Here is a 2,836-nt window from a genome sequence, read left to right as displayed (position 1 = left end):
CCTCGGGATAGATCACGTGGTTCGCGCCGATGCGCTTGAGGATCTTGCCGTGCGAGGGCGTGATCGCCTTGACCCAGAGATGGTCGATCCCGAGGTCCACGAGGTTCGCCGTGATGAGCACGCTCGACTCGATCGAGGTCCCGACGCCGACGACGGCGGCGGAGAACTCCTGCGCGCCGAGCTGGCGGAGGGAGTCGATGTTCGTGGCGTCGGCCTCGACGACGTGCGTGAGGATGCTCGCGAACTTCTGCACCAGCTGCGGATCGCGCTCGATGGCGAGCACCTCACGGCCCTGCCGGACCAGCTGCTCGGCGGTGGCCGCACCGAAGCGGCCGAGGCCGATCACGAGGACGGGTGCGTTGTGGGCGGGTCTTTCAGCCAATGATCGGCCTCTCGTCGGGGTAGCGGTACAGCGTGCTGCGTTGCCTCAGCGCCAGGGCCGAGGCGAGCGTGATGGTGCCCATGCGCCCGGCGAACATCAGGGCGGACAGGACGTACTTGCCCGCAGGGGGCAGTTCGGCGCTGAGGTTGGTGCTGAGGCCCACGGTCGCGAAGGCCGAGATGACCTCGAAGACCACCTTGTCGAGCGGCTCGTCGGAGAGCGCGAGGATCAGGCCGCTGCCGACGAGGACGAGCGTCGCACCCATGAAGATGACCGAGATCGCGACGCGCATGGCGCCGTGCGGGACGGTGCGGCCCCAGGCGCGGACGTCGGCGTCACCCCGCGCCTCGGCGACGATCGCGAGGAACATGACCGCGATCGTGGTGACCTTGATGCCGCCGGCCGTGGACGCGGACCCGCCGCCCGCGAACATGAGCGCGTCCGTGAGGAGCATCGTCGTCGTGTTCATGTCGTTCTGGTCCACGAGGTTGAACCCGCCGGAGCGTGTCATCACGGAGGCGAACAGGGCGTGGATGCTCTTGTCGACCACGCTGAGTCCGGAGATCGTGCGGTCGTTCTCCCACTCGAGGAAGCCCCAGCCGAACGTCCCCGCGACGAGGAGGATCAGCGACACGGACACGGTGAGCTTGGCGTGGAGCGTCCACTTGCTGAACCGGTGGCGCACCTGGACGAGCACCATGACCACGGGGAACCCGAGGCTGCCGAGGAACACGCCGACCATGAGCGGTGTCAGGATCCAGAGGTCCGTCTCGTAGGGCACCAGTCCGTCGCTGTGCGGCGTGAATCCCGCATTGTTGAAGGCGGAGATCGAGTAGAAGATCCCGTGCCACAGCGCCTGCCACCACGGTTCGCCGAGGATCATGAAGCGGGGGATCAGGACGACGGCGAGCACGATCTCGATGACCACGGAGGTGACGATGACGATCCGCAGGAGCGTGCCGATCTCCCCCAGGCGGCTGGCGTTGTTCAGCGCCTCCTGGGCCAGCAGCTTGCCGCGGACGCCGAGCCGCTTGCTCACGATGAGCGCGAGCAGGGATGCGAGCGTGAGGGTGCCCAGTCCGCCGATGAAGATGCCGAGCAGGATCACCAGCTGCCCGAAGAAGGACCAGTGGGTGGCCGTGGAGACGACCGTGAGCCCGGTGACGCAGACGGCGGACACCGCAGTGAAGAAGGCGTCGTGCAGGACCGTGACCTCGCCGCTGGTGGTCGCGATCGGCAGGCTCAGGAGCGCGGTGAACAGCAGGATGACGCCGCTGAAGATGAACAGGGCGAGCCGGGCGGGAGAGCTGTTGGCGAAGGAGTCGACGAAGTCACGGATCGAGGCCAGCAGCCTGAAGTATCCGTTCTGATCGTCCTTCAGCCACCGCGGCTGTTGACTTAGCATTGACGCCCGCTCTGCCCCGTCTGCCGGTCCTCCCGCCGAAGCGGCACGGTGACCGCCCCTTGTTGTCTTCCTGCAGTAGTAAAGCATCTCACCCGCGGGCATCGTCGGAATATCCGCCATCGCGTAGCCTTGCAGGGATGTCTACGCACTCCGGGCCAGCGGTACCCCTCCAGGTCGTCTGGGACGATTCGATGCTGGCCTACGACTTCGGTGGCCTGCACCCCATGAATCCCGAGAGGCTGCACCTGACGGCCCGCCTCACGCGGGACTGCGGCCTGCTCGACCGCCGGGGAGTGACGGTCGCGCGGCCCTTCGTGGCATCGGACGAGGACCTCGCCTGCGTCCACAGCCCCGACTACATCAGCGCCGTCCGGCTCGTCAGCAGCAATCCGGACAGATCCGACGCCGCGCACGGACTCGGCACGGAGGACAATCCCGCCTTCGCCGGGATGCACGAGGCCAGTGCCCGTCTGGCCGGCGGTTCGCTCGGTGCCGCCGATGCCATCCTGCAGGGCACGACCGTGCGGGCGGTCAACTTCGGCGGCGGCATGCACCATGCAGCGCGCTCGCGGGCCAGCGGCTTCTGCATCTACAACGACGCCGCCGCCTCCGTCCAGCGGCTGCTCGACCGCGGCGCGCAGCGCGTCCTCTATATCGACGTCGACGCCCACCACGGGGACGGGACGCAGAGCATCTTCTGGGACGACCGCCGCGTCATGACGATCTCCCTCCACGAGACGGGCATGAGCCTCTTCCCGGGCACGGGCTTCGCCAACGAGACGGGAGGGCCCGGCGCCGAGGGCTACGCCGTCAATGTGGCCCTGCCGACCGTCGCGGGCGATGCCGCCGTCCTGCGGGCCTTCCACGCCGTCGTGCCGCAGCTCGCCGGGGCCTTCGCGCCCGACGTGATCGTCAGCCAGCACGGCTGCGACTCCCACCGTGAGGATCCCCTGACGAACCTCCGGGTGAGCGTGGACGCCCAGCACGCGATGATGGTCGCCGTGCGGGATCTGGCGGACCGCCTGTGCGGCGGGCGGTGGATCGCCACC

At 68.3% G+C, this 2,836-nt stretch carries 3 protein-coding genes; 1 reads left to right on the top strand and 2 read right to left on the bottom strand.

Annotation, left to right across the window (positions count from 1 at the left end):
- Both CVO76_RS10330 and CVO76_RS10325 read right to left on the bottom strand, forming a co-directional pair.
- Positions 1 to 382: potassium channel family protein (locus CVO76_RS10330; RefSeq protein WP_208739172.1), on the bottom strand; the 382-nt coding region annotated here is incomplete at its 3' end.
- Positions 375 to 1,787, bottom strand: coding sequence for a TrkH family potassium uptake protein (locus tag CVO76_RS10325; RefSeq protein WP_208739171.1), 1,413 nt, complete (start codon positions 1,785 to 1,787; stop codon positions 375 to 377). The genes CVO76_RS10325 and CVO76_RS10330, both read right to left, overlap by 8 nt.
- A 137-nt stretch (positions 1,788 to 1,924) precedes the next feature.
- Here CVO76_RS10325 and CVO76_RS10320 point away from each other — a divergent pair.
- Positions 1,925 to 2,836, top strand: a 912-nt coding sequence (locus tag CVO76_RS10320; RefSeq protein WP_244185883.1) for an acetoin utilization protein AcuC, incomplete at its 3' end; no start/stop codon positions are given.

This window comes from Arthrobacter agilis (assembly GCF_002953615.1).
GTDB lineage: Bacteria > Actinomycetota > Actinomycetes > Actinomycetales > Micrococcaceae > Arthrobacter_D > Arthrobacter_D agilis_B.
This window is presented reverse-complemented; position numbering and strand designations above follow the sequence as displayed.

What these genes read in the sequence shown, in the direction of transcription:
- CVO76_RS10325 (WP_208739171.1), bottom strand. Translation starts at nt 1,787, where the DNA reads ATGCTAAGTCAACAGCCGCGGTGGCTGAAGGACGATCAGAACGGATAC.